Origin of the sequence: Methylobacterium currus (assembly GCF_003058325.1) — a bacterium.
In the GTDB taxonomy this organism is placed as follows: Bacteria; Pseudomonadota; Alphaproteobacteria; order Rhizobiales; family Beijerinckiaceae; genus Methylobacterium; species Methylobacterium currus.
The window spans coordinates 12,740-31,907 of record NZ_CP028845.1; the positions used below are offsets into that span (position 1 = coordinate 12,740).

General features: G+C 63.9%; 18 protein-coding genes and 4 pseudogenes. 12 read left to right on the plus strand and 10 right to left on the minus strand.

Going from position 1 to position 19,168, the window contains the following annotated elements; genetic code table 11:
• Positions 1 to 13: 13 nt before the first annotated feature.
• Positions 14 to 646 (plus strand): recombinase family protein, encoded by a 633-nt coding sequence (locus DA075_RS34695; protein ID WP_096488053.1) that lies wholly within the window; start codon positions 14 to 16, stop codon positions 644 to 646.
• A 1,015-nt stretch (positions 647 to 1,661) separates the two neighbouring features.
• On the opposite strand, the gene DA075_RS34700 is transcribed toward DA075_RS34695, so the two are convergent.
• Together DA075_RS34700 and DA075_RS34705 are read right to left on the minus strand one after the other, a co-directional pair.
• Complete coding sequence (locus DA075_RS34700; RefSeq protein ID WP_099957612.1) at positions 1,662 to 3,086, minus strand: phosphohexomutase domain-containing protein; 1,425 nt, start codon at positions 3,084 to 3,086, stop codon at positions 1,662 to 1,664.
• A gap of 313 nt (positions 3,087 to 3,399) precedes the next feature.
• On the minus strand, positions 3,400 to 4,053 hold the full coding sequence (locus DA075_RS34705) for a recombinase family protein (RefSeq protein ID WP_244936722.1): 654 nt from the start codon (positions 4,051 to 4,053) through the stop codon (positions 3,400 to 3,402).
• 268 nt (positions 4,054 to 4,321) lie between these two features.
• On the opposite strand from DA075_RS34705, the gene DA075_RS34710 reads away from it, so the two are divergent.
• From DA075_RS34710 to DA075_RS34735, 6 genes are all read left to right on the plus strand, one after another.
• The gene (locus DA075_RS34710; RefSeq protein ID WP_099957613.1) at positions 4,322 to 4,585 is read left to right on the plus strand and encodes an AbrB/MazE/SpoVT family DNA-binding domain-containing protein; all 264 of its coding nucleotides are present in this window, start codon (positions 4,322 to 4,324) and stop codon (positions 4,583 to 4,585) included.
• Positions 4,582 to 4,968: a PIN domain-containing protein gene (locus DA075_RS34715; RefSeq protein ID WP_099957614.1), complete on the plus strand. Its 387-nt coding sequence runs from the start codon at positions 4,582 to 4,584 to the stop codon at positions 4,966 to 4,968. The genes DA075_RS34710 and DA075_RS34715 overlap by 4 nt, the downstream gene beginning before the upstream one ends.
• Before the next feature lie 16 nt (positions 4,969 to 4,984).
• Positions 4,985 to 5,233, plus strand: a complete 249-nt coding sequence (locus DA075_RS34720) for an AbrB/MazE/SpoVT family DNA-binding domain-containing protein (RefSeq protein WP_099957615.1) — start codon at positions 4,985 to 4,987, stop codon at positions 5,231 to 5,233.
• A gap of 126 nt (positions 5,234 to 5,359) precedes the next feature.
• Entirely contained in the window at positions 5,360 to 5,611 is a 252-nt protein-coding gene (locus DA075_RS34725) for a type II toxin-antitoxin system Phd/YefM family antitoxin (RefSeq protein ID WP_099957616.1), read from the plus strand.
• Positions 5,604 to 6,011, plus strand: a complete 408-nt coding sequence (locus DA075_RS34730) for a hypothetical protein (RefSeq protein ID WP_099957617.1) — start codon at positions 5,604 to 5,606, stop codon at positions 6,009 to 6,011. The genes DA075_RS34725 and DA075_RS34730 overlap by 8 nt, the downstream gene beginning before the upstream one ends.
• A 157-nt stretch (positions 6,012 to 6,168) precedes the next feature.
• Positions 6,169 to 6,672, plus strand: coding sequence for a hypothetical protein (locus DA075_RS34735; protein WP_174800203.1), 504 nt, complete (start codon positions 6,169 to 6,171; stop codon positions 6,670 to 6,672).
• A 75-nt stretch (positions 6,673 to 6,747) separates the two neighbouring features.
• Here the strand turns inward: DA075_RS34735 and DA075_RS38335 are convergent, their stop codons facing one another.
• The 4 genes from DA075_RS38335 to DA075_RS34745 form a co-directional block, all read right to left on the minus strand.
• Positions 6,748 to 6,879: a hypothetical protein gene (locus DA075_RS38335; RefSeq protein WP_276330951.1), complete on the minus strand. Its 132-nt coding sequence runs from the start codon at positions 6,877 to 6,879 to the stop codon at positions 6,748 to 6,750.
• Between the two features lie 185 nt (positions 6,880 to 7,064).
• The gene (locus DA075_RS34740) at positions 7,065 to 7,859 is read right to left on the minus strand and encodes a metallophosphoesterase (RefSeq protein ID WP_244936719.1); all 795 of its coding nucleotides are present in this window, start codon (positions 7,857 to 7,859) and stop codon (positions 7,065 to 7,067) included.
• A 361-nt stretch (positions 7,860 to 8,220) separates the two neighbouring features.
• Positions 8,221 to 8,352, minus strand: coding sequence for a hypothetical protein (locus DA075_RS38340; protein ID WP_276330952.1), 132 nt, complete (start codon positions 8,350 to 8,352; stop codon positions 8,221 to 8,223).
• A 10-nt stretch (positions 8,353 to 8,362) separates the two neighbouring features.
• Complete coding sequence (locus DA075_RS34745) at positions 8,363 to 8,707, minus strand: mobilization protein (protein ID WP_099957683.1); 345 nt, start codon at positions 8,705 to 8,707, stop codon at positions 8,363 to 8,365.
• Positions 8,708 to 8,966: 259 nt separating this feature from the next.
• Between DA075_RS34745 and traA the strand changes: the two genes are divergently transcribed.
• A complete protein-coding gene (traA, locus tag DA075_RS34750; protein WP_099957618.1) occupies positions 8,967 to 12,185 on the plus strand; it encodes a Ti-type conjugative transfer relaxase TraA in 3,219 nt (1,072 codons plus the stop codon).
• Positions 12,186 to 12,202: 17 nt separating this feature from the next.
• The gene (locus DA075_RS34755) at positions 12,203 to 12,970 is read left to right on the plus strand and encodes a DUF6118 family protein (protein WP_099957619.1); all 768 of its coding nucleotides are present in this window, start codon (positions 12,203 to 12,205) and stop codon (positions 12,968 to 12,970) included.
• 300 nt (positions 12,971 to 13,270) lie between these two features.
• Here the strand turns inward: DA075_RS34755 and DA075_RS36230 are convergent, their stop codons facing one another.
• Together DA075_RS36230 and DA075_RS36235 are read right to left on the minus strand one after the other, a co-directional pair.
• Complete coding sequence (locus DA075_RS36230) at positions 13,271 to 13,570, minus strand: hypothetical protein (protein ID WP_123834585.1); 300 nt, start codon at positions 13,568 to 13,570, stop codon at positions 13,271 to 13,273.
• Between the two features lie 5 nt (positions 13,571 to 13,575).
• A complete protein-coding gene (locus tag DA075_RS36235) occupies positions 13,576 to 14,070 on the minus strand; it encodes an ATP-dependent nuclease (RefSeq protein WP_123834587.1) in 495 nt (164 codons plus the stop codon).
• 132 nt (positions 14,071 to 14,202) lie between these two features.
• On the opposite strand from DA075_RS36235, the pseudogene DA075_RS34760 reads away from it, so the two are divergent.
• Positions 14,203 to 14,682: pseudogene (locus DA075_RS34760) on the plus strand (transposase); the annotation flags it as partial.
• A gap of 49 nt (positions 14,683 to 14,731) precedes the next feature.
• Here DA075_RS34760 and DA075_RS34765 read toward each other — a convergent pair.
• A pseudogene (locus DA075_RS34765) lies at positions 14,732 to 15,226 on the minus strand (IS630 family transposase); the annotation flags it as partial.
• On the opposite strand from DA075_RS34765, the pseudogene DA075_RS34770 reads away from it, so the two are divergent.
• Positions 15,213 to 15,629 (plus strand): annotated as a pseudogene (locus DA075_RS34770) (integrase core domain-containing protein); the annotation flags it as partial. The pseudogenes DA075_RS34765 and DA075_RS34770 overlap by 14 nt on opposite strands.
• Positions 15,630 to 15,632: 3 nt before the next feature.
• Here the strand turns inward: DA075_RS34770 and DA075_RS36240 are convergent.
• The gene (locus DA075_RS36240) at positions 15,633 to 17,726 is read right to left on the minus strand and encodes a hypothetical protein (protein WP_123834589.1); all 2,094 of its coding nucleotides are present in this window, start codon (positions 17,724 to 17,726) and stop codon (positions 15,633 to 15,635) included.
• Positions 17,727 to 18,023: 297 nt separating this feature from the next.
• Between DA075_RS36240 and DA075_RS34775 the strand changes: the two are divergent.
• Positions 18,024 to 18,694 (plus strand): annotated as a pseudogene (locus DA075_RS34775) (ISL3 family transposase); the annotation flags it as partial.
• Positions 18,695 to 19,168 lie beyond the last annotated feature (474 nt).

Here is a 19,168-nt window from a genome sequence, read left to right on the forward strand (position 1 = left end):
GACGGACGTATGAATGACGACCGTGATCGGCTACGCCCGGGTGTCCAAGGCCGACGGCAGCCAAGTGCACGACCTGCAGCGCGACGCGCTCGTCGCGGCCGGCGTCGATCCCGGGCACATCTACGAGGATGCCGCCTCCGGTCGGCGCGACGATCGTCCCGGGCTCGAGGCCTGCCTCAAGGCGCTACGGATCGGCGACACGCTGGCGGTGTGGAAGCTCGACCGGCTCGGCCGCGACCTGCGCCACCTCGTCAACCTGGTCGGGGATCTCACGAAGCGCAACGTCGGGCTGAAGGTGCTGTCGGGCGAAGGCGCCTCGATCGATACCACCACGGCCAACGGCCGGCTGGTGTTCGCCATCTTCGCCGGCTTGGCCGAGTTCGAGCGCGAGTTGATCTCCGAGCGCACGAAGGCCGGGCTGGCCGCGGCTCGCGCCCGGGGCCGCAGGGGCGGTCGCCCCTTCAAGATGACGCCCGCCAAGCTGCGCCTGGCTCAGGCCGCGATGGGAAACCCCGAAACCTGCGTCGCCGACCTCTGCGTGGAACTCGGCATCACCCGGCAGACCCTCTACCGGCACGTCACGCCCAAGGGGGCGATCAGGCCAGACGGAGAAAAGCTCCTCGCCCGCACCGGTCGGCGGGCTTAGCGTACGTTTTCGACCATCCTCTCACCGGGCCCCCATTAGCCCTTGCGGACTTCGAATAGCACGTTTCCACCACCGAGATTTCGGCTTCCAACCATGACGGTCGGTGTACCGGGAGGAGTCGTCGTGTTCCACAGAGCGTCGTTGGGTGGATCTGATCCCGACCCTTTGACGTCGGGCCGGACGCATCTGTCGACCGCGCTGGGCTACTTCGCGACGTAGCGCGGATAAAGGCGGACGCGACCCGTGCAGCCGATCCAGCGCTGACGCCGGAGCCTTCCGTCTGCGCGCGGGCGGACCTGTCGTTCGGGGCGTGGGACCCAACGTTCGCCAGCGGCGCGGTGTCGATGGCGGCGATGCTGGATCGAAGCCGCCCTACGTCGGCGTGATGACGATCACGGGCGAGAGCGATCGCCTGAAGGACAAGCGGCGCGTCGGGCTGGCGGCACCGAGGATGCAAGCGCCAGCCGTTCCTGCACGAGGGGCAGTTCAGGTTCCGAGCCGCCGCGCGGCCATTCGCCGGCGACCGGTTGTGCGATGCCCACGCGTTACCAGCTGGTAATTGAGCTAAGTTATTGATTTTGATATTATTTCTATATCTATCGCCGTTCGGAACATCAGCATGGATCGCTGATGGCAGGCTCGAGCGCGAACAGACTCACGTCTCGCAGGGCGGTCCGAGGCGAAACATTCGGAACGGCAGCACAGAGCCGGAGACCGCACCATCAGGTGATCCGGCCGGAGAGAGGGCCCGGAACCGCTGCCCAAGTGATGCCGGGCATCTCGGGTGGGTCGACTGCGAGCTCCGGCCCGATCCGCGATGCGATCTCAGGCCGCCTCGAGGGCACCTTGCCAGAGATCCGCCCCGGGTTCCGCCAGCTCGTGTTGCCAGCGGCGTGTACGTGCTTCGTCACATTGCAGGTGTCTGGACCGTGCGCGAACGGCTGGTTCTGCTCGCGCACGGCTTTCGGTCTGCCCGTTGCGGACGAACCGTGAAAGCGGGGAGGCCGGGGCGATGTTACTTCGCGTTCCCGTCCATCACCGCCGCTGCTGCCGCCAGCCCCCATCGGACCAGGTCCTCGGCCGCCTCCGCAGACTTCGCCTCCGCGTAGCAACGCAGTTCGGGCGCGTTGCCCGACGCCCGGAAGTGGATCGTCCGCTCGCCATCGAGGCCGATCCTGACCCCGTCCTGCTCGTCGACGGCCTGCGGCACTCCGACAGGACGAAGGAACTCCCGACGGAACGTCTCGTCCGTGAGCTGCCGGAGGAGGGCGCCGCTCCGCTCCGCCGCGACGTTGGGGAGGCGATTGCTCGCGGTCTCGCCGACGTCGAGCGTGACGACCAGATCAGCCAGCGGCATCGCGGCCTCCCGGACTGCGGCCAGGGTTGCGAGGATCGGCAGTACCGCGTCGCGCGTCGGCAAAGCCGGGAGGACCTTGTCGCCGATCGGACAATCCGATCCGAGCAGGAACCCGCCATTCGCCTCGAAACCGCAGATGACCTTCGCGCCATCCCTCGCGGCCTGCTCCATACCGGCGATCACGAAGGGGGAGCCGACCTTGGTGCGCAGCACTTGCTGAAAGCCACCCGCACGCTCGATGGCGGAGCCGGCTGTCACGGGCACGACGACGGTGTCGGCACCCAGATATCGGGCCGTGATGAGTCCGAGAACATCCCCTCGCACGATGCGGCCGGTGCCATCGGCGATCAGGGGCCGATCCGCATCACCGTCTGTCGTCACGAGCGCGTCGAAGTCACCCGATGCCATGACCTCGCGGATGAAGGCGACGTCTTCCGGTCGATAGGCCTCGGTATCGATCGGAACGAACGATTCGGATCGGCCGATCGGCACGGCGCTGGCTCCGAAACCGGCGAGAACGTCGATCAGCAGGTCGCGGGCGACCGAACTTTGCTGGTAGACGGCAATCTTCTGGCCGGACAGCACGTCCGCATTGAAGGCGTCGAGGTACCGACGGCGATAGCGCGCGATGGCGTCCGGCTCCTGACGGGCCGCGACGGCCGGAGGAGCGGGAGCGCCTGTCGCGACCTCACCGAGCGCTGCCAGAATCGCGGCTTCATCGGCTTTGGTGATCTCGCCATCGGCGCGATAGAACTTCAACCCGTTCCGATCCTCCGGGATATGGCTGCCGGTGACCATGACGGCGCAACTTCCACGCCGCCGCGCCTCAAGGGCGAGGGCGGGCGTCGGCAACGGGCCGCAGTCGATCGCCGTGAGACCGGCAGCGGCTGCCGCCGTGGCAACCGTTGCGGCGATCCCCGCGCTGCTGTTGCGCAGGTCACGCCCGATCACGACCTCGCGGCTGGTTCCCATCTCCTTGCCGACCGAGGCGAAGAACGCCGCGGCATAGGCAAAACTAGGCTGTCCCACGAGATCGGTCACGAGGCCGCGCAGTCCGGAGGTTCCGAATTTCAAACTGCTCATGAGTTTCCGTTCGCGGAAGGATGCAAGAACGCCTTGGTCGGGATGTACCGGTGCCCGGACTCACAGCGCGTGTGAGCGTCCCCGCCTCGCCTTATCATAGAGGATGCGCGTCAGCACCACCGACCAAGACCTCACCCTCCACCTCGGCTGCCCTCACTGCCGCTGGATGCCGCGTCATCCGATCCGAGAAGGTCACCAGGGCCACTGTCCCTGCCTACGCCGAGCTGCGCAGGGTCCTGGATTGCTCGGCATCCTCGTTGGTGAGGAAGGTGTCGAGGGCGTGTGCCCGGGCCAGGCTGCGCTTGCCGCAGGTTCAATCTCCCGAACCATGCTCCTGCTCGCAGGCGTTCGCCGCATGCAACAGGCCATCGGGAATTTTGTCCGTCATGGCGTCGAGCGTGAAGGCCTGGCGCGCATCATCTACCCCGATCGCACGGTAGACGCTCCGGCGAGAGACCCCGAGCGCGCGAGCGATCGCGGTTGGCCCCTCACCTGCGGCGTGGCGGCGGCGGATCTCGTCCCCGGGGACGGATTTCGGCCGCCCCTTGCCGGCATAGACGCCGGCCGCCTTGGCGGCCTCGATCCCGGCACGCTGGCGCTCGAGGATGAACTTGCGCTCCATCTCGGCCACCATCCCGAGCACCGTGACCACGATCCGTCCGACATCCCCGCCGGTCGTCAGCTCGGGATCGAGGATGCGCAGGGAGGCACCCTTCTGATCGAGGTCGTGAACGAGGTTGAGCACGTCGCGGGTCGAGCGGCCGAGTCGGTCAAGGCGGACCACCACCAGTTCGTCGCCCTCGCGCAGGAACTGCATCACGGTGGCGAGCTCGGGCCGGTCGTCGGCAGATTTCCCCGACAGCTTTTCCGCGCGGATCACCGTGCAGCCGGCGGCCTTCAGCTTGTCGATCTGGATGGTGAGATCCTGGTCGGTGGAGGAGACGCGGGCATAGCCGAAACGGGGCATCTTGAGCCTCAAAATGTGCCAGAAGGGTGGCTTGCGCGCCCGCTCCGATGCATAAATCAGAAACGACCGTTTTGCCACATACCGACGGTGTGTCATGGTATTGGTGCTGAACGGTATACCATTATGCGGCTCATGCTTCTGGCATCGCCTCTCTCATGGCATCAGTCACAACCCTACATGAGGGCGGTGGGTGTCATTCGCATCAAAGTGACATTTTTGAATGAATTTGATAGGAAGTGACGCGGCAACAATGGGGCGGGTATAACTCATGGCGTTCGTGACCGATGTGAAACTGGCAGCCAACGGTCGCATGCTCCTCCCCCAGGCCGTGCGCGAGGCGATGGGCATCACGGGCGAAACGCGCATCATCGTCACCGTCGACGGCACCGACGTGCGGCTGTCACCGATCACCAACGTCGTCTCGAAACTCCAGGCGCTCTATCGCCAGCATGCCACCCAGGACGCGGACTCGGCCGCCTTCCTCGACGAGCGGCGGGCCGACGACGGCGACGGTCAGGATGCCAGCGCATGAGCGGTGTCGTCTTCGACACCTCCGCGGTAATTGCGCTCCTGCGTGGGGAGCCCGGTGCCGGGGTGGTGGCCGCGCGCGTCGGCCAGGCCGCGATGTCGACCGTCAACCTTCAGGAGCTCGTCAAGGCGTTGCTCCTGCGCGGCCTGTCCCGCCCGGTGATCGAGGAGATGGTGCAGGAACTGCGCCTCGACCTGCACGCCCACGACCGCGAGGCGGCCTTCGCCGCCGCCCTCCTGACCGAGGCCACGCGCCGGCACGGCAGCGGGCTGGGCGACCGCACCTGCATGGCGCTGGCCATCAAGCTCGGCGTCCCGGTCCTGACGACCGATCGCGCGTGGGCGAACCTGAGGATCCCCGGCCTGGTCGTCGAAGTGGTCCGCTGAACGGAAGGGCAATCCCATGGCCTCACGGTCGACCACGATCCTCGAGGGCGGCACGCTCGTCCTCCCGGCCGACCTGCTGGATGAGCTCGGGCTCCAGGACGGCGATACCGTCGTCCTGGAGGTGGTCCATGGCGAGCTTCGGGTTCGCCCACGCGACGCGGTGATCGCTGGGATCCAGGCCCTTGCCCGAGAGTACGTTCCCGACGGCGTCAGCGTGGTCGACGAGCTGATCGCGGACCGGCGCGCCGAGGCGGCCAGGGAGTGACCGACCGGCTGAAACGGGTTCGGTTGGCACAAGACCGGGGAACCGGCCGATCCGCACGCTCGCCTTCCATCCGGATTGCTGAAAATAGCTAATACAGCTATTTTATGGATGGCACAGGAGGCGGCGATGGCGAGTTTCACCCTGACGGACCTCGGCAATAAATCCGGGGAGGTGGTCGAGGCGGCCTTCCGTGGCCCCGTGGACATCACCAAGCGCGGAAAGCGCAAGTTCGTCCTGATGACGGCCGAGCAGTTCGATCGCCTGTCCGGCGTGGGCTCGCAGCGGGCGCACCGAGCCGAAGACCTGAGGGGTGCGGAGCGCGACGAGATCCTGGCCGGGCTCGACGCCGTCGCGCAGGACGACGGGCGCGATGACTGAGCCCCAACACGGCGAGATCGTCCTCTACTCCTACCTGTGGGCGCGGGAGCACGATCGCGGCGAAGAGACCGGCCGGAAGGCGCGCCCGACCTGCGTCATGCTGATCGTCATCGGCAAGGACGGGCGTCGCAGACCCCTGCTGTTTCCGATCACCAGCCAGCCGCCGGGGTCGTCCGGCCACGTCGTCGAGATCCCCGAGACCGAGGCCCGCCGCGCCAAACTCCGTACGCCGGCCTGGGTCGTGGTAGACGAGTTCAACACCGACGACCTCGCCGCGTCATGGGCGCTTGAGGATATCAAGCCGCTCGGCCGGTTCTCGCGGAAGTTCATGGCCCGGATTGCTGCGGCCGCCGCTGCTGCGATCCGGGCCGGCGAGGCTCGCAGCATCCCGAGGAGATAGCCGGGGTGACAGCGTGAGCCGCCATGCTCTGCAGGATCCCGGATGCGAACGACCGCTCGAGCTTGCGGACGTCGGGCCTTGGCCCGACACCCCCCTCACGATCATGGCGGGTTGGCTGACGCGGGCGAAGGATGCTCCCGATCGGAAGGGGACGCGGTTGCGGGACATCTCAGGGGACAAGGCCCGGCTCGTCGAGGCGCTGGGCGCCAGCCGCATCGTGGAGCGGGATCGCCTCGCGGCGTTCGTGCGCGACCCGGCGACGGCGTTCGCGGCCAATCCGTTCCCGTCGGCGACGGCCGGGGCGGCGCGCCAGTGCTGGGGCCTGCGCGAGATCGAGTTCGAGGCGATGCTGGTCGCCTCGGCCGGGCTGCGCTGCCTGATGGCCGCCCTTTCGGATCTGCCGGCCGGCGAGGAGCTGCGCCAGGAGATCCTGCGCTCGCCGACGCACGTTCTGTACGTGCTGCGGTGCGGGGAGTCGGGCCCGATCGTCGGGGCCGTGCTGCACGGCAAGCCGCGCGAGGCGCTGCCACCGTTCACGCCGACGGCGAGATCCGCGACGGTGCCTCCGGTCGTGCCGGAGCGCCGCGTGACGACCAATCGGGCGTCACGCCGGCGGGTGGATGCGCGCCAGCTCGATCTGTTCGCGACCTCGACCAGCTAAGGGATACGGGCGCGGCCGCGGCATCGACGAAGCGGCGTACCGACCGAGGGCGCCGTCAGATCCTCTGCGCTTCGCTCAGCCGCGGGCGAACAGGGCGATGAAGGGCGGCAGCCAGATGACCGCGATGAGGATGCCGATCAGCACGATGAGCCAGGTCATGATCGTGAGCTTGGCCTCGATGCCGGCCGTCGCGTCATTCATCTTCATAGCGATCGACCCTCCGGCTGGCCTCGCTGCCCGACACCCTCGTTCCTCCGATCTAAGGGCCGAGCACGCCCCGGGACAACGGGAGCATGCCTGCTGGCCCGTCGGCGTTCGATCGTGGACATGATCCGTTGCCGCGTCATTCCTGCCTGGTGCGCAATTCATCGCGCGATGGATCCGGTCCGGCTTCAGCCCAGCGCGACCACCAAGCCGTCCGCGAAGGCCGGATTGGAAAAGCCCGCGCCGGCCGGATTGCACAGGATGCGCGTCCCGCCCGGACGTACCAGATCGACCGCGTGATGCACGTGCCCATGCACCCATAGAGCCGCCCGACCGGCATCGGTCAGGGCGGAGAGATCCGAGGCCGAGTTCCCGGCATTCCAGGTGCCGCGCTGGGCCGGATGGATGCAGTTTGGGTGGGGCGCGTGATGGGTCACGACCACCAGGGGCAAGGCGCCGTCATCCTCTTCGAGGCGAGCCGCCAGCGCGGTTCGAGCGCGGCGGTGCAGGGCCGCGGCGTCGCCGATGGTCAGGAGGTGGCTGCCACCCTCGTGCGCGACCTCGACCGGCTCGCCGGTCGGCGTGCGAGGATCGAGGTAGCCGGCGAGGCGGTAGTCGCTCCACAGCGTGGTGCCGACGAACCGGCATCCGGCGAGGACCGCGCTGGTGCCGTCGAGGAGGGTGATGCCGGCGCGTTCGGCCAGCATCCCGGCCAGGGCGAGGTCCTCGTCAATGAGCCCGTTCCAGTGCTCGTGGTTGCCCATCACGAACACCACCGGCCTGTCGCCGGCGAGGCGGCGCAGGAATGCGAAGCCGCAGCCGGGATCACCTTCCTGGATGTCGCCGGCGGCCACCAGGACGTCGAAGGCCGGCGGCGCGGGACGGAACCCGTCGGGATCGGGCAGGGTCTCGAGGTGCAGGTCGGACAGGATCCAGAGCTTGGCCACAGACGCTTCCGGAGGCGCGAGGATGGGAGGAGCCATCGCGACGAGCCCTCGCCCTTCGCGGTGCAGACAACGGTCCAGGAGCTTGCCGATCCCGGTGCCTTCCTGGTCGATGATGCAGTCTCGGCCGAGGTCGCAAGCCGCGACGATCCCCACGGAAGCGAAACCGGGTTCGACGGTCCAGGCCGATCCCGACATCTGCGCCGATCGGCCCAGCCGGCAAGCTTCGCGGGAGGGAGAACCCCCCTGCGGCGGAACCACGAGGATCGCTGTGACGGCTTCACGGTTCGCAGCGACCGCTTCTACGCAGACCAGCGAGGCGGTTCGACCTCACACAGCCGGCGTCGGATCGGAAGCTTGGCACCGTCGCAAGCCGTGGCATCGGTGATGGCGCCGTGGATCAGGGATCGAGGTGTTCGACGAACGCACAGGCGAGGCAGAAGATCACCAGGAGGGTGCCGCCCAAGGCGATGCCCCAGGTTCGCCTCCTGAGATATGCTTCGAGCCTGGCGTTGCCGTGTACGACCTTCATGGCAGCTCCCTCAGGCGGCATCCTGCGGCCTCGCCGCTTCGCTGCCATCCGCCTCGGTCTGTCCTGCGGGATCGTCCGTGCTCGGCGTCTCGGCCGGTGAGCCGATCAGATCGGCGAACAAGGCCCTGTCGGCGTCGCGGGTGAGGAAGGGCGGCAGCTCGCGGCGGAGCCAGTCGGCGAGGCGCTTGGTGAAGGCGGGATCGTGGCCGGCCTCGAGCCGCTGCAGCACGAGCGCACCGAGCAGGACCTTGCGGCGGGTATCGCGGGTGCGTTCCTGCTTGCTGCGGCGGGCCTGCAGGCTCTTCTTCTGCGCCTCGAGGCGCGCGATGCGTTCCTCGATCGTCCGCCGCGCCATCATCATCTCCCGGGGTCAGTCTCGACCGTTGTAGCCGTCGCACGCGTCATGGCCAAGCTCACTGATCAACGTTGGCCGTTGCTTCCCTAGAGAACGGCTGCGGTGCAACACTGGTGGCGCACCCTTCGTCCCGCAAAAGGTCCTGCCAGCGGACATCTTCCGTAGCGTCGGAGCGAAGCGACAGCGGCGGAAGAGCGCAGCTACGGGTCGCGGAGCGACCCTTTTGCTGCTAAGCTCGGCCAGAAGGAGCAAGCCTCGCGTGGCGATCTACTACTGCCAGATGTCGGTCGTCGCCCGCTCCTCCGGGCGCAGCGCCGTGGCGGCTGCCGCCTACCGGGCCGGCGAGCGGCTGGAGAACCTGCGCGACGGCCTGGTGCACAACTACACCGGCCGTATCGGCATCGGGCCGACCGGGATCGTGCTGCCGCAGGGCGTCGAGGCTGCCTGGGCCAAGGATCGTTCGGCGTTGTGGAACGCGGCCGAGGCGGCCGAGAAACGCGTCGATGCCCGCGTCGCCCGCGAGTTCGTCGTCGCGCTGCCGCACGAGCTGCCCGGCGAGGCGCGCCTGGCGCTGACCCGCGCCTTCGCCCAGGACCTCGCCGATCGCACCGGCGCGGCGGTCGATTTTGCGATCCACGAACCGCATTCCCGCGGCGACGAGCGCAACCACCACGCCCACCTCCTGATGACCACCCGGGTGGTCGGGACCGAGGGCCTGGGTGCGAAGACACCCCTGGAACTCGCCAACAAGCAGCTAATGCCGCGCGGCCTGCCGACCACGCAGGCGCAACTGGTCGCGATCCGGCAGGCCTGGGAGGGGTTGGCGAACGCGCATCTGGCGCGCGAGGGCCTCGATCTGACCATCGACCATCGCAGCCACGCCGAGCGCGGGCTGACCCTCGCACCGACGCAGCACGTGGGTGTGGCGGCGACCAGCGTGCAGCGGCGCGGCGGCACGATCGAGCGCAAGCGCCTCGATCCGGCCGATGCCGCCCACAACGCGGCGGTGATCGCGAAGCGGCCCCAGGAGGTGCTCGCCCTGGTCACCGGCGAGAAGAGCGTGTTCGACGCCCGCGACATCGCCCGGGCGCTACACCGCGCGCTCGACGACGATGCAGCCACCTTCCAGAACGCGTTCGCGATGGTCATGGCCTCACCGGCCCTGGTGGTCCTGCAACCCGAGAGCACCGACCCGCTCACCGGCGAGGTGAGCGCGGCGCGCTACACCACGCACGAGATGCTGACGCTCGAAACCGGGATGGCCCAGGCCGCCGGGCGGATGCAGGTGAGCTATCGGCACCCGGTCGAGAAAGGGCATGTCGCCGGAGCGATCGCGATGCAGGACGCGGCGATCCGGGCGAGCACGGGCGAGGCCTCGGCCGGGCTGTCGCCGGAGCAGCGCGAGGCGATCCAGCACCTCACCGGGCCGGAGCAGATCGCGGCGGTGGTGGGGTTTGCCGGGGCCGGCAAGAGCACGATGCTGGCCGCCGCGCGAGCCGCCTGGGAGGCCCAGGGCTACCGGGTGCACGGCGCGGCGCTGGCGGGCAAGGCGGCGGAGGGGCTGGAGGAGAGTTCGGGCATTCCCAGCCGCACCCTGGCCTCGTGGGATCTCGGCTGGCGCAACGAGCGCGGGCTGCTCGGGAGTGGCGATGTCCTGGTGATCGACGAGGCCGGGATGATCAGCTCGCGCCAGCTCGCGCGGTTCGTCGCGGAGGCGGAGGCGCGCGGAGCGAAGCTGGTGCTGGTGGGCGACCACGAGCAGCTGCAGGCCATCGGCGCGGGAGCGCCGTTCCGGGCGATCGCGGAAGCGATCGGGCACGCCGAACTCTCCGATATCCGCCGGCAGCGCGAGCCGTGGCAGCGCGCGGCCTCGGTGGCGTTCGCCAGCCACCGCACGACCGAGGGCCTGCAGGCCTACCAGAAGGCCGGAGCGATCGAGATCGCGCCTGACCGGGCGCACGCCGAGGCGATGATCGTGCGGGGCTACCTCGCCGACCGGGAGCGCCGGCCAACCGGCTCGCGGGTGGTTCTGGCGCATCGCCGGGCCGACGTGCGGGCGCTCAACGACGGGATCCGGGCCGCGTTGCAGAAGCGAGAGGCGCTGGCGCAGGGCGAGGAGGCGGGGGAGCGGGCGTTCTCGACCAACGACGGCGAGCGCTGGTTCGCGCCGGGGGACCGGCTGGTGTTCCTGGAGAACGACCGGGCCCTAGGCGTGAAGAATGGGATGCTGGGCACGGTCGAGGCGGTGGCAGCCGGGCGGATCGTGGTGCGTCTCGACGGGGCGGAGGAGCGCCGGGTCGAGGTGGCGACGGACGCGTATCAGGCGTTCGACCACGGCTACGCAACGACGATCCACAAGAGCCAGGGGGCGACGGTGGACCGGGCGTTCGTACTGGCCTCGACGACGATGGACCGTCACCTGACCTACGTGGCGATGACCCGCCACCGGGATGCCGCCCAGCTCTACGTCGACGGTAGCGAGTTCGGGCTGAGCGGTCCAACGGAAGCCGGGGCGGCGCTACCGGCCCGGTTCGCCGCGCGGCTGTCGCGGGCGGGCACGAAAGAGACGACGCTGGACTATGCGTCGGCCTACGCGGCGCGGCGCGGGATCGCCGAACGGTTCGGGCTCGGCAGTACGATCGCCGTGGAGCCGAACGGGGCGGGGGAGGCCACGACCCGGCGCCGACGGGCGCTGTTTTCGGGACTTCGCCTGAGCCAACCCGGCCCGGCCGAGGTTCCGCCGGCGCCGCGGCGCGACCCGTTCGCCGGATTGAAGCTCAGACCCGGCCGCCCGAGCCAGCTGGAGTCGGCGATCGTCCCGGTGGCGGGGCTAAGACCCGCGAACGCCGCAGGGAAGATCCCAGACCCTGGGGGTACGCGCAGTCCCGCCACGTTTGGGTTCGAAGCGGCGCTCGGGCGCTATCTTCGCGCGTTCGACGCTCGTGAGCGCCAGGTCGGGGCTGGCCTCCCCGTGCTCGAAGGACAGGCGCGGGAGCTCAGCGCCGCCACGGCCGTGCTGGAGCAGGCCCGCCCCGGGGTGGGGGAAACCCTGCGCTCGGCTCTGCAGCACGATCCGGAAGCCGCGCCAGCGCTCGCGATGTCTCCCGGTCGCGCCCGCCTCGCGGCCCTGACGGCGGTTCTCGACCGCGAGGCGGCGGTCCTCGCCGATCCGGCCTCGCGCGCGGAGCGCTTCGTGCGCTCCTGGAGCGATCTGAGGGCGCAGCGGGCGGCTTTGCCCGGTCGGCAGCATGAGAAGGCGCGCGGGGCGATCGAAGATCGGATGCGGGCCCTGAGGCTGAGCCTGACCGACGATCCGGCGCTGGAGACGGCTTTGGCTTTGCGGCGCGGGGACCTCGGGATCGCGCTCCGGGCCGAGCCGGAGCTCGGTCTGTCGCACGAACTCGAGCGCAGCCTGGTGCCGGAGCGTAGCCTGACACGTGAGCGTGCCTTGAGCTTGGGGCCGAGCCTCGGATTGTGAACCGCGAGGGAAGCGAGATGCGGGACGACGAGCGCCGCGCGGGCCGGCCGGATCCGGGGCTGGGTGTCATGGAGGCGGACGAGACCGTGGATGCGGCGGTGGCGTTCGAGGCCCTGCGCGCCAGTGTCGAGCGGGTGGGGCGTGAGGTCCACGCCGAGACCGCGCGCCTGCGGGAGGACATGACGGCCGCCCTTTATCGCGCCGAGATGGCCGGGACACCGGTCGACTACAGCGCCGATCTCGGACGCCTGGTCCAGGAACTGGCGACGGTGAGCGGGCGTCTGAACGCCATCGAGCGGCTTCCCGCCCTGCACCAGGATGCGGAGCGCACCGTCACCCTACTCCAGAACACCAGCGAGGGATTGGTTCGGGACGCGGTGCAACGGCTCGACGCACGGGCGGCGGAGTTCCTGCGGGAAACCCGCGTGCTGAAGGCCAGGAAATGGCCGGCATGGATGTCCGACGAGCGGAACTGGCTTGCCTCCGTCGGTGTGGTTGGCGGTATGGCGGGCTTCTACCTCGGGGTGATGGCAGTCCTCGTACTTCCGGGGCTCCTGCCGTTCGGGTCAGCCGAACGTGTGGCCACGCAGATCCTTGGAATGGAGTCGTGGCAGGCGGGCGTTCGCTTGATGGAGTTCGAGAACCCGGTCGGGCTGAGGCAGCTGGCCGCAGCCGGTGAGCTGATGCGAGAGAATGCTACGGTGATTGCGGCCTGCCGCCAAACTGTCGCCAAGACGGGCAAGGACCAGCCCTGTACCATCACCGTTCCGGTTGAGAGGAAATAGAGCCGTGATCCAATCCTTGCTCTTGGGCGAAGAAAGTATGTGGACTGAATTATATTTTTGTATATGTAAAAATATATTCGTGAGCGATAAAGGATGTTATCGGATGCATGAACACCCTGCATATGCTATCTGTGGAGAGGGATATTTTAGGCTTGAGTTTTGGACGGGGAGGGGTCTGCTCTGACCGTAGGCTAATCAGTGGCTCAAATCTGGTGAGTTATGAGCGCCATCGGCACCGGCCGCTTGAACGGGTCGGTGCACTAGGCTTGGGTATTATCATGAATTTGTGCATGCCTTTGATTAAGCAAAAATATCCGCATCAAGCACAGTTGGGTCGGCCAAAACTCTGATCGCCTCAATTATTTCACTAATGAAATCTGACACTATTTCGTTCTTAACAAGTTCTGCCGCCATATAACGAGCAATCAAAGGCTTGCTTGTTCCCAACTCTGTAACAGTCTTGCTGTGAAGATCATCATAAAGACCCTGATCTTGCCGCTCTAACTCTTCTCGCATCGCCTGTTCGTAATCACCATTCAAGATGGCGTAATTGGTTCCTGCAGATGCCTCAGGATCTAGATTTTCTTCCAATTCAAGCATGCGTGTCAGAAATCTATTCCAAGCCTGATCGCTATAGTTGAATTTTTATGCAAATCATTGTCAAATATAGTAAACACGTGCAAACCATGTGCTTGATAAAGATGATAAAACAAATCTATATTTTTTCCTCTAGCAGGAACAATAGATATTTCAAGTGCATTTATATATAAATCCAGGAATTTAGCAAAAATCGGGAGCGCCGCTGCCTCTGTTGGCCCCTCGACAATTACGACTACCCTTGCAAAGAAGGCGTCAGCATGGATTGATTCGCAAATCAAATTATACCGCTCCTGTACTGAGGCCAGCGTCATAGGTTGTCTTGGATGAAGCGTTTTTCTGAGATGTAAAAGCACGTCTCCATCAGTTGAATGGACCTGCGTACAGGTTTCTTCTTCATCATCTGCACACTGTTCGACAAGTAAAATACGATCAGCCCTGGAAACGCTCACAAAATTAGAACTGTGTGTTAAGTAGAAAATTTGGTTGCCCGCCTTGGCCATATCCTCAAACAAACTCGCCAAACTACGCTGCGCATGAGGGTGTAGATAAATCTCAGGTTATTCTATCGCAATGATAGCCCCTCCCTGGGTATGAGCGCATCGCGGTGAATTCAGTCTCGACAGAAAGGGAACGGCACCAAGGGTCGGCTGCGGGGCCGCTTCTGCGCGTTGCGCGTCCGGATGGCCGATGGTCCGACCCAGCGGATCGGCACAAAAGGTAACCAGCACCTGCCGGGAGACGAGGTCTGGCTGGTGCGCGAGGAGCGCGGCTCGGGCGAGCGCAAATACTACCTCACGAACCTCCCCGCCGACGCGACCCTCAAGCAGCTGGCCGCAACGATCAAGGCGCGCTGGATCTGCGAGCAGGCGCACCAGCAGATGAAAGAGGAACTCGGCCTCGACCACTTCGAGGGCCGCTCCTGGACTGGGCTGCATCGCCACGCGTTGATGACGATGATGGCCTACGCCTTCCTCCAATCTCGGCGCCGCGCAGCGACGGGACGGAAAAAAAAGAATCGCCTGCCCACCGCCCCAGCCCTCGATGCCGGCCATCCGCCAAGCCATCCTGGACCATCTCAGCCGGCCATCGCCGCAGCGATGCCCGCATTGTGATGCCGCCCTCAACCAGCCACCTTAAGAACAATCTGCCAAAGTAGTGCTATCAAACGGATGGTGCAGCGTTGCCGTTGATGGCATCGAAAATGACGGCGGCTGGCTTGGTCCAGACGAAGGGTTTTGGCCTGTCGTTGTGCTCGGTGATGTAGCGGTTGATCGCGGCCTGAAGGTCGACGATCCCGCTGAAGCTGCCACGTTTCAGCCTACGCTGGGTCAGGACGGAGAAGAAGCCCTCGACCGCGTTCATCCATGAGGCTGAGGTCGGAGTGAAGTGGAAGACCCAGCGCGGATGCCGGGCCAGCCAGGCCCGCACCTTTGGGTGCTTGTGCGTGCCGTAGTTGTCCAGGATCACGTGGATCAGTTTGCCGGCCGGCACCGCCGCCTCGATCATGTTGAGGAAGCGCAGGAACTCCTCGTGGCGGTGACGCTGCATGCATCACCCGATCACCGTGCCCTCCAGCACGTCCAGCGCGGCAAACAGCGTCGTGGTGCCGTGGCGGATATAGTCGTGGGTCTGTGTCTCGGTGTCTCTTCCCTTCCGGGTTACGGACCTGCTGACTGATCGCGGATCCTGCTTCACGGCCGACGCCTTCGAAGCAGCTTGCTGGCGACACGAGATCGAGCACCGCAAGACTAGACCCTACACCCCGAAAACCAACGGTATGGTCGAGCGCTTCGACGGTCGGGTGCAACGTGAGATGCTCGGCATTACGATCTACAGCCATCAGGATCTGGAAATCCTGCTGGCCGGCTTCAACCTGGCCTACAATGGTCGTCGACAGCGTGCCCTGAAAGGTCTCCCGCCCGAGATGGTCCTGCACCAACGCCTGAAGGACAAGCCTGCCTTGGTTCGCGCGGCAGCCAAGGAGGCTAATCCCGCCGCGTTGGATTGCGCGCTCAAGGTTGTTGCCGACACCAAGGAGGCCTCACAGTTAGACAGCTAAAGATCAAACTTGGCCCAGCAATTCACTTCTAGTTCCTAGTCTTGAAAGATAATCTTTCAGATTTTCTCTGGGTGGCTTCCTTATGGAGACCGCAGAAATCACATCTTTAATTGCAACATTGCCATCTTGTCCAAGTAGTGAGAGATCATCTAGAAGTGGCCCGATGATGCCTTCTTCAAAGACATCTGAGAGCCTAGCTGGGTTTCCTAGGTTTTGTCGTGCAAATACCATTTTAGCACCGGCCACGAAATTCTGGTAAAAACAGACGCTTTCAGCATAGGCGTTTGGTGCCCCGGGAACATAATCTGCGCCAAAATTTTTAAGGATATTGGTCCACGCTTGGGCGGCGCTCTCCACGACCTCTGGGGAGCCAAACCAGAAGCTATCATCAAACCCTACGTATTCCGGGCCAAGCAGATACATACCTACGATAGTCGCTCTATCCGCAGTTAATCGAATTAATTCACCCGGATCAGCTTGAAACATTTCAAGATCAATTCGCATCCGAATTACATAATCATATTCGTACATCGTTTTACGATCAATCAGTGCATTGCAGGCATGTATCTTATACCACAATTTTGACTGATTAATGGGAGGCATCGCCCTGGGGCTTCGCGACTGCCACCAGGTCTCAAGCTCTAGTTTGAACTCATCCTCATCCTCAACAACGACATCTTTTGCGCCGTAAAAACTGCGGAGAGTATCAACGTTATTCTCAACGCCGTCGATCGCCGCTAGGGTGGTTCCAAAGTTCTGACGCGTTACTAGTCCCCTTTCAGAAAGGCTCTTAAGTGCTGGAATGCCACTAATCGAGATTAACCTCTCGTCTTCGGTTGGCAATTTAGCACTTGATCTCCATGTATGCACATATATATCGACGTCAAAAGCTTCAAGCAGCGGCGCCCAGCTCTTATACGATTTTCTAAAATTCCGCATCTGACCGGATATGCATAGCGCTACCTTTGGGCGACCAATCCGACGGGGCGTACCTATCTTCCATGTCGGCCACGGAAATTCTTCCAATTGAGGTTGCACTTGAGATATGCTCTTCTTTTCATGGCAGCTAAAGAAATTCGCGTGCCGTAGCGCGATCAAAAGTTTATGAGGATCAGAATGCTGAAGATAGCATATAGCTTGTTCCATACACTTCAGTTCTCCCTGCACATCCTGTAGAGCCGAATATGCTCGACACTTCACGATTGCGGCAGGGCCCGTTTTTCCATAATCGACTTCATATTTCTCAACAATCCCTATTGCCTCACGAAAATGCTTCCTCTTCAGGCAATCATTCGCGAGCGCTACCATCAAGTCATGATTGCCTGGGTCCAATTTATACAGAGTCCGCAGCACAAAGGTTTGGTATTGTCCATTGGCTCTCAGAGGATGCCAGCTTAGTGCCTTAAGATACCCAACAACGCGCTTATTGTTTTCGCCCTTATTAAATCTCTGCCAGACATTTGCGCTGAAGGCGTCTATTTCATCGAGATTTGTAATACTTAATACATCGAAAGAGCCAGAAATAATTTGCTGATTAAAATCATATTTCTCTAGAGTTGATAGATGACACATTTTGTCTAATAGGCTTTCCCGCATTTTATCAAGATTATCTGTATACTCCCTATGACAATGCTTGATGCCGTTGTTAATAATTTCATAGACTGTATCAAAAATATACATCTTCGACGCAAGCCTGAATAACAAAGGATACATCCAAAAGTGATCCGGTGTATCATGCAATATTTCCGTAGCTATTGCGTAAGACTCCTCCCATTGTCCATCATTTTCTAAAAGGGTGGCGAGGTTGCCCTTCAGTTCTACGACTTTTGGAAATTGCCGGACACTTGCTCTCAGAAAGGCAATAGCGTTATATCCAAGCCCAAGTTCGTACAATGAGATAGAGAGAAATATCATTGCTTCGACATTATGCGGACGTATGGATAACTCTCTCTCGCATATATTTTTTAAATGTAGAAAGTTTCCGGCATCTCTATTTTGCGAATAGAGACTATGTTCAGGTTTAGAAATGAAAGCCAGTTCTTCGATTTCAAATTTACTTGATGCACGATTTTCATGAACAGACATAACTGCAAACACCTGCCCGCTTCGAGTGAGGTTCTTTTATCACGGGCAAACTCGGGCGGCCAGAGACGACGCTGGGCCCCTTGTTCACGCCGCCGTTCACGAGTGGACCGAAACAAGAAAGGATCGTGTCCCAGGGCATGGTGTGGCTGCGTATGGTCCACTGTGATTAGGCGTGGAACAAGGACCCCGTTTACGGGGTGATCGGCGTCCAAACGGGGTTCATCCGCGCTTTCAGTGCTGAGGAGTGGGAACAGGCGTTGATCCGCGTGGTCGCCGTAGGGCAGCACGATGCCGATCTCGAACCCGTCGATGCCGTCAGTCCCGGACGGCCTTCACGTCGATGATCTGACGCTGAACTCGGTTGGGCTGATGATCACCGCCCACACCACCGCGGACTAGGCGACCTGTCCGAGCTGCGGACAGTCGTCGAGGCGGGTACACAGCGCGTATTGGCGAACACTCAAGGATCTGCCGTGGCAAGATCGAGCCGTGACGTGGCACCTGCGCGTACGCCGCTTCCGCTGGGGTCACTGCCCGGGGCGGATCTTCGCCGAACCTGCAGCAGGGCTGGGCCCACCCAAGGCACGCCGCAGCGAACGGTTGGCTGAGGCTCAGAACGACATCGGCATGGTGCTCGGCGGCGAGCCCGGCGCTCGATTGTCACGACGATTGGCGATGCCCGTCAGCGGCAACACGGTTCTGAGCCTGATCCGTCGACGCGCCATTGTCTCGTCACCACCACCGCGCGTGGTCGGAATTGATGATTGGGCGTGGCGGCGCGGCCATTCCTACGGCACCATCGTCTGCGACCTGGAGCGGCGGCGTGTCATCGACCTACTGCCTGGCCGCTCCGCGACACGGATGGGGACTGGCTTGCCTCCCATCCGAGCGTAGCCGTCGTCAGCCGCGACCGTGCCGGACCCTACGCCGAGGCTGCGCGCACAGGCGCGCCGGCGGCAACGCAGGTTGCAGATCGCTGGTGTGCGACCTGAGGGCTGCTGGAACCCACACCGCTCCAGTAGCCCGCAAGGTCCGATGGAGGAGTGTCCTGCAAGGGAACCTCGTCCACCCGAGTGCTGCTACCCGGACGTGCGAAGGAGCAATCCGACGTGCGAAGCTCCGGGGACAACGGCCCTAATCTGGAAGCACCAATCCGGAGGCGGCCCAGCAGAGGATGGAAGGCTGAACGTGTGTGAACGCCCGCAGTCAAGGTCCGTCATCGGCAACCGGCCAAAGGTGCTGTCAGGCCGGCGCCAAAACGGCACGCGGGTCGGATCGTCGAGTGTCAGCATCGACGACGGTGGCACCATGACCCGCCGGACCATAGGGCGCAGCCTCCCCATCCGCTTCTCCCCATCGGGCAACAGGGTAAGCCCCACCCGTCCCGCCGCCGCAAGGCGACGGTCTCCCGACCGCAAGGAAGGGCATGGCGGAGGGGGTAGAGGAACGGCGGA

Bases quoted from the DNA above. Each gene is read 5' to 3' on its own strand.
- DA075_RS34695 (WP_096488053.1), top strand. From the start codon at position 14: ATGACGACCGTGATCGGCTACGCCCGGGTGTCCAAGGCCGACGGCAGC.
- DA075_RS34700 (WP_099957612.1), bottom strand. From the start codon at position 3,086: ATGAGCAGTTTGAAATTCGGAACCTCCGGACTGCGCGGCCTCGTGACC.
- DA075_RS34705 (WP_244936722.1), bottom strand. From the start codon at position 4,053: ATGCCCCGTTTCGGCTATGCCCGCGTCTCCTCCACCGACCAGGATCTC.
- DA075_RS34710 (WP_099957613.1), top strand. From the start codon at position 4,322: ATGGCGTTCGTGACCGATGTGAAACTGGCAGCCAACGGTCGCATGCTC.
- DA075_RS34715 (WP_099957614.1), top strand. From the start codon at position 4,582: ATGAGCGGTGTCGTCTTCGACACCTCCGCGGTAATTGCGCTCCTGCGT.
- DA075_RS34720 (WP_099957615.1), top strand. From the start codon at position 4,985: ATGGCCTCACGGTCGACCACGATCCTCGAGGGCGGCACGCTCGTCCTC.
- DA075_RS34725 (WP_099957616.1), top strand. From the start codon at position 5,360: ATGGCGAGTTTCACCCTGACGGACCTCGGCAATAAATCCGGGGAGGTG.
- DA075_RS34730 (WP_099957617.1), top strand. From the start codon at position 5,604: ATGACTGAGCCCCAACACGGCGAGATCGTCCTCTACTCCTACCTGTGG.
- DA075_RS38335 (WP_276330951.1), bottom strand. From the start codon at position 6,879: ATGAAGATGAATGACGCGACGGCCGGCATCGAGGCCAAGCTCACGATC.
- DA075_RS34740 (WP_244936719.1), bottom strand. From the start codon at position 7,859: ATGGCTCCTCCCATCCTCGCGCCTCCGGAAGCGTCTGTGGCCAAGCTC.
- DA075_RS38340 (WP_276330952.1), bottom strand. From the start codon at position 8,352: ATGAAGGTCGTACACGGCAACGCCAGGCTCGAAGCATATCTCAGGAGG.
- DA075_RS34745 (WP_099957683.1), bottom strand. From the start codon at position 8,707: ATGGCGCGGCGGACGATCGAGGAACGCATCGCGCGCCTCGAGGCGCAG.
- DA075_RS34755 (WP_099957619.1), top strand. From the start codon at position 12,203: ATGCGGGACGACGAGCGCCGCGCGGGCCGGCCGGATCCGGGGCTGGGT.
- DA075_RS36230 (WP_123834585.1), bottom strand. From the start codon at position 13,570: ATGCTTGAATTGGAAGAAAATCTAGATCCTGAGGCATCTGCAGGAACC.
- DA075_RS36235 (WP_123834587.1), bottom strand. From the start codon at position 14,070: ATGGCCAAGGCGGGCAACCAAATTTTCTACTTAACACACAGTTCTAAT.